This is a genomic window from Mesorhizobium sp. M7A.F.Ca.CA.002.04.1.1, from assembly GCF_004022805.1.
GTDB classification, from domain to species: domain Bacteria; phylum Pseudomonadota; class Alphaproteobacteria; order Rhizobiales; family Rhizobiaceae; genus Mesorhizobium; species Mesorhizobium ciceri.
This window is the reverse complement of sequence record NZ_RZPL01000425.1, coordinates 1-4958: the sequence shown is the minus strand read 5'-3', so window position 1 is coordinate 4958 and position 4958 is coordinate 1. Positions and strand designations below refer to the sequence as shown.

The 4958-nt window shown below is 63.4% G+C and carries 6 protein-coding genes; 5 read left to right on the top strand and 1 reads right to left on the bottom strand.

Annotated features, from left to right (window positions below):
* Positions 1-75 precede the first annotated feature (75 nt).
* The 5 genes from ENZ75_RS20740 (at position 76) to ENZ75_RS20720 (ending at position 4014) form a co-directional block, all read left to right on the top strand.
* Complete coding sequence (locus tag ENZ75_RS20740) at positions 76-474, top strand: hypothetical protein (RefSeq protein ID WP_013529672.1); 399 nt, start codon at positions 76-78, stop codon at positions 472-474.
* Between the two features lie 181 nt (positions 475-655).
* The gene (locus tag ENZ75_RS20735; RefSeq protein WP_063168967.1) at positions 656-1819 is read left to right on the top strand and encodes a glycosyltransferase 87 family protein; all 1164 of its coding nucleotides are present in this window, start codon (positions 656-658) and stop codon (positions 1817-1819) included.
* Positions 1812-2801: a glycosyltransferase family 2 protein gene (locus ENZ75_RS20730; RefSeq protein WP_063168966.1), complete on the top strand. Its 990-nt coding sequence runs from the start codon at positions 1812-1814 to the stop codon at positions 2799-2801. The genes ENZ75_RS20735 and ENZ75_RS20730 overlap by 8 nt, the downstream gene beginning before the upstream one ends.
* Complete coding sequence (locus ENZ75_RS20725; RefSeq protein WP_063168965.1) at positions 2798-3607, top strand: ChbG/HpnK family deacetylase; 810 nt, start codon at positions 2798-2800, stop codon at positions 3605-3607. The genes ENZ75_RS20730 and ENZ75_RS20725 overlap by 4 nt, the downstream gene beginning before the upstream one ends.
* Positions 3604-4014, top strand: a complete 411-nt coding sequence (locus ENZ75_RS20720; RefSeq protein WP_013529676.1) for a GtrA family protein — start codon at positions 3604-3606, stop codon at positions 4012-4014. Before ENZ75_RS20725 ends, ENZ75_RS20720 begins: the two co-directional genes overlap by 4 nt.
* A 64-nt stretch (positions 4015-4078) precedes the next feature.
* Here the strand turns inward: ENZ75_RS20720 and ENZ75_RS20715 are convergent.
* On the bottom strand, positions 4079-4958 hold an 880-nt coding region (locus tag ENZ75_RS20715), incomplete at its 5' end, for an efflux RND transporter permease subunit (protein ID WP_164887900.1).

Sequence of the window (4958 nt, the reverse complement as noted above, 5' to 3'; positions counted from 1 at the left end):
GTCCAGTTACTGCAAAAAAGGGGCTGCTTGTGAGAACAGGCTGCCGAAAAGTTCCCGCCGTTTTGGCGCAAGGCGATGACGAACGATCCCGGTACGAATTACTTTCTCAAGAAATATTCGGCCCCGCTGGATGATCCTGCCGGGACTGCGGTCAGGAACATCATGCTGGCGCGGGTCGTCGGCGCCGAATGTCAGGCCTCCAGACTCAACAAGGCCAAGATCAAAGCCTATCGCGACAGGATGATCGGGCCGCTCATGCCTGAGCAACTCAAAACAGCTGCATTTGAAGGTGGCAGTGCGTTGCGCAGTTTCAACTACCAGGATCTCGCTCACCTCTGTGCCGGCATCGACTATCAGTTCGGGCCGAAAGGCGTGCTGATTCCGGGGGCTGTTCTTGCTGGTAAGGGCGAGCCGAAATATCCCTTTGATCCGCGCAACCCCTATTTTCGTTTGCCCGAATTCACTGACGATTAGTCAGGTCGCCAGCCTCGGACGGCAGCCATGAAGGTGGGAACGCATATTCGAGGCGAAGGAGGTGCGGCCCTGACGTTCGTCAGCCCCCTATGCCACGCCACTTCGTCCGTGATATGCCGCCGCCATCGAATGCCGGGACAGGCTGGACTGATCCAGTTCCGGGATTGTGTGGAGCGCCTTGATGACGATTTCCAAGCCGGTTTTCGACCGTTTGGGGTTTGGCCTGTGGATCGGAGCGTTCCTGGTCGTTCTTGCCCTGGTCCTGTGGTCACCGCACACGCGGACGGTATGGCAGGCCTATATCGACGGCAGCGTGGCGCTTCAGGCCGGTCTGCCGCTCTACGACACCCAGTCCGAGATGGGGTATCTCTACGCGCCGGCCTTTGCCGCGCTCTACACTCCAATAGTCAAGCTTGGTCCGCATCTGGGCGGCTTGGTTTGGCATTCCATTGGCTTTGCGGTGCTGACCTACGCCGCGATGCGGCAGGTGCGCAAGCTCGGCGGCGGCGAACTGACATGGCTGCTTTCTTTCGGTCTTTTCCTCGCTTTGCCGATGGCGGTGGGGGCGATCCGCAACGGCCAGGCGACGATCCTTTTGACCGGCGCTTGCTGGCTTCTCACCCTGTCGGCGCTGGAAGGGCGGCGGGCGGAGACGTTCTTCTGGGCTTCGCTTGCCATCATCGCCAAGCCGACCGCGATCATAATGCTGTTGTTGGTAGGAGCCCTTCGGCTCCGGCTGATACCGGTGCTGGTGCTGGCGCTGCTGTTCGTGCTGGCACTGCCTTACGCTTTTGCTCCCGCCGGCTATCTCAACGATCAGCATCGTGTCTTCATCCAGATGCTGACCTCCATGGCCGTCGACAACACCAGCCATTTCGTGCCCACCGATTTCACGGCACCGTTCACCACGATAGGACTGCCGATACCGGAATTCGGCGCAACGATCGTGCGCATGGTCATGGCCCTGTTTACGCTTTCTGCCGTCATCTGGTTCGACCGCAGGCTCGAACAGGGAAAGGCGGCGCTGGCGATCTTCCTGACAGCCACTTTCTACATGTGCGTCTTCAACCCGCGCGTCGAGCCAAACACCTTTGCCATGATCGCGGTACCAGCCGGTCTTGCCATCGCCCTGTTGTGGCGTGAAGAACGGGGCGGCGTCCTTGCCTCGGTGCTGTCGACGACGCTGTTCGTGACCGGGTTGAGCGGCGTCGAGCGCCATGTGCACGATTTCCTCTTCCCCTGGTTCCGGCCGGTCGCCGTCACTTTTATCGCCGGTTCGCTGATCTGGTGGTTCTGGGCCAAGGCACGGGAAAAGGTGGTGAATGCGGGAGTCGCCAATGGTTGAGTTGCGGCCGAGCCTCGATATCGTCGCACCGTTCTTCAACGAGGCGGCATCGGCATCGGCCTTCGCGCGCCTGCTGGGCGAGCTCGAAGTGGCCGTGGCACAACGCTTCGGCATGACCGTACACAAGATCCTGGTCGATGACGGCAGTCGTGACGATGGCGCCGTGCGGTTTTCGCAAGCGCTGACGGGGTCGTGGGAGATCGTGCGCCTCAGCCGCAATTTCGGCAAGGAAGTCGCGGTGCTCGCCGGCCTCGACCAGTCGCGCGGCGACATGGTGCTGATCATGGACGCCGACCTCCAGCATTCCCTGGACATCAGCCTGAAGCTGATCGCCGAGCTGGTGGACCATCCGGACATCGACGTCGTCTATGCGCAGAACGACCGCCGCGAGGCGAGCTGGCGGCGCAGCCAGCTTGCACGGCTTTTCTACAGCCTGATCAACTCGAGCCAGCGTTTCGATATTCCCGAAAATGCCGGCGACTTTCGCGTCATGCGCGGCGCCGTGGCGCGCGCGCTGACCAGCCTGCGCGACAAGCGGCGCTTCAACAAGGGCCTGTTTGCCTGGGCCGGCTTTCGCCAGAAGGCGTTGCCCTATTCGCCGGAAGGCCGCGCCAGCGGCACGTCGAAATGGAGCCGGCTCAACCTGATCGCCTTCTCGCTCGAAGGTTTTACTTCCTTTTCCGTCATTCCCTTGCGTCTCATCAGCCTCAGCGGGCTGCTCGCGGCGTTGGCCGGTGCGCTCTATGGCGCCAAGGTGCTCTTCGAGGTGATCTTCTACGGCATTGCCGTTCCGGGCTACCCCAGCCTGCTGGTTGCCGTCGTCCTGCTCGGCGGCCTCAACCTGACCTTGCTTGGCCTGATCGGCGAATACGTCTGGGTCACGCTCAGCGAGAGCAAGGATCGCCCGGTCTATCTCGTGCGCGACGTCGTGCGCAGCGTGGCCCCCGCCGATCGGCCGGAGCCAGGCACTTCGAACAGATGACGCGGCGCATCCGCCTGATCGCCGACGATTACGGCCTGGCGCCCGGCGTTTCCGCCGCGATTCTCGACCTGCTCGATCGCGGCCGCCTGACCGGCACCAGCTGCATGACCGGCTTTCCGGAATGGGAAGCGGAGGCAGCGCGCATAAAACCGCTGTGCGGCCGGGCCGCGGTCGGGCTGCATCTCACCTTGACCGACCAGTTGACCATTACCGGCCGGTCGAACCTGGCGCCGGAAGGCCGGCTGCCACCGCTCCGCGCACTGGCCTTGCCTGTTCTGCGCGGCCGCATCGACGAGCGCCATGTTCATGCCGAGCTTGACGCCCAGTACAGCCGCTTCGTCGAGGCGCTTGGCCGCCGCCCCGATTTCGTCGACGGGCATCAGCATGTGCATTTCCTTCCCGTCGTGCGCACATGGCTGCGCGCGCGGTTTCCAGAAGGCGCCGACAGGCCGGCCCTACGCGGCGGCCCGGCGCTGGCCGCAGGGTCGAAGGTCGCCGCGATTGCCGCGCTCGCTGCCGGGTTCAACCGTTCGATGCAGCGCGCCGGCTTCATCGTTTTCCAGCCGCTCGCCGGCATCTATGACTGGCGGCAGCCCGAAAAGTTCACTGCGGTTCTGCAGGCCGCCGTCGAAGGGTTGCCGGAACAAGGGCTGTTCATGTGCCATCCCGGCCATGTCGACGAGACGCTGCGCGCGCGCGACACGATGCAAGGTGTGCGCGAGGTCGAATTCGCGGCCCTGGCATCGGACGCGTTCGGAGCCAGCCTGGCCCGCGCCAATGTCGCAATCATGGATGGCAGGGGATGAACGACGCCGAGCGGCCCCCGCGTTCGACCGGCAACAAGATCGTCCGCTTTGCCATTGTCGGACTGGCGAACACGGCCATCGACCTTGCCAGCTTCTTCCTGCTGCTCAAGCTCGGTGCTTCGCCGCTGCCGGCCAACGTTGCTGCCTGGTTCATCGCCGTCACCTTTTCCTTCGCGGCGAACGGCTTCTGGTCGTTCGAGCGCAATCGAGCCATCCGGCTGCGTGACGCATTCCTTCGCTTCGCCTCGCTTGGAGGGCTGATTTCGCTCGGCGTCTCCAGCCTCTCCATCGCGCTGTTTGCCGGCATCGCCGGAGTGTGGCCGGCAAAGATCGCCGGTGTCGTGGTGGCGGCGGTGCTGAATTTCCTCGCCGCGCGCTGGTCGATCGAAGGCCGGTTCTTGAGATAGGCGGAACTATTTTTCTTACGAAATTCCGGACGGAAAACCGCTACACACTTTTCCCTGGATTTCTTTACTCCGCCGGTTCCACATTGGTGTAGGCGGCTTCCTCCAACTCGCGCTTCAGTCGCGCTTCCTCATGGGTCTTCGGCGTCACGAAGCGGCCAAGCAGGAGATAGGCGACCGGCGTCAGGAACAGCGTCGAGACGGTGGCCAACCCCAGGCCGCCGACGATAACCCAGCCGAGCGCGACGCGCGCCTCGGCACCGGCGCCGCTCGCCAGCACCAGCGGCAAGCCGCCGAGCACGGTGCAGATCATCGTCATCATCACCGGCCGCACGCGGATGATCGAGGCCTGCTCGATCGCTTCGCGCACGCCAAGCCCGCGATCGCGCAGCTGGTTGGCGAATTCGACGATCAGGATGCCGTTCTTGGCCATGACGCCAACCAAAAGCACCAGGCCGATCTGGCTGTAGGCGTTGAGACTGGTGCCCGAGAGCAGAAGCGCGAAAATCGCGCAGGCCAGTCCGAGCGGCACCGTCGCCATGATGATGACGGCACTGACGAAACTTTCGAACTGGGCGGCCAGCACCAAAAGGATGATGACCAGCGCGAAGCCGAAAATGGTGATCATGGCGCTGTTGGTTTCGCCCAGCGTCGCCGCCTCGGCCAGAGGCAGGATGCGGCTGCCCGCAGGCAGCAGCGGCGTGGCGATCTCCTCGGCGCGGGTGAGCGCGTCGCCAAGCGCGAAGTCGCCACTGAGGTTGGAGGTGATGGCCACCGAGGGCTGCTGCTGTTCGCGCGACAGCGATGGCGGTACGGCACGTTCGGTCAGCGTGGCGATGGTCGACATCGGCACGAAACGTCCGTCTGCCGTCTTCAGGAAGATGTTTTCCAGATCGGTCGGATCGTTGATCGGATTGGTGGTCGAGACCAGCTTCACGCCGTAGCTG

Bases quoted from the DNA above. Each gene is read 5' to 3' on its own strand.
- ENZ75_RS20740 (WP_013529672.1), top strand. From the start codon at position 76: ATGACGAACGATCCCGGTACGAATTACTTTCTCAAGAAATATTCGGCC.
- ENZ75_RS20725 (WP_063168965.1), top strand. From the start codon at position 2,798: ATGACGCGGCGCATCCGCCTGATCGCCGACGATTACGGCCTGGCGCCC.
- ENZ75_RS20730 (WP_063168966.1), top strand. From the start codon at position 1,812: ATGGTTGAGTTGCGGCCGAGCCTCGATATCGTCGCACCGTTCTTCAAC.
- ENZ75_RS20735 (WP_063168967.1), top strand. From the start codon at position 656: ATGACGATTTCCAAGCCGGTTTTCGACCGTTTGGGGTTTGGCCTGTGG.
- ENZ75_RS20720 (WP_013529676.1), top strand. From the start codon at position 3,604: ATGAACGACGCCGAGCGGCCCCCGCGTTCGACCGGCAACAAGATCGTC.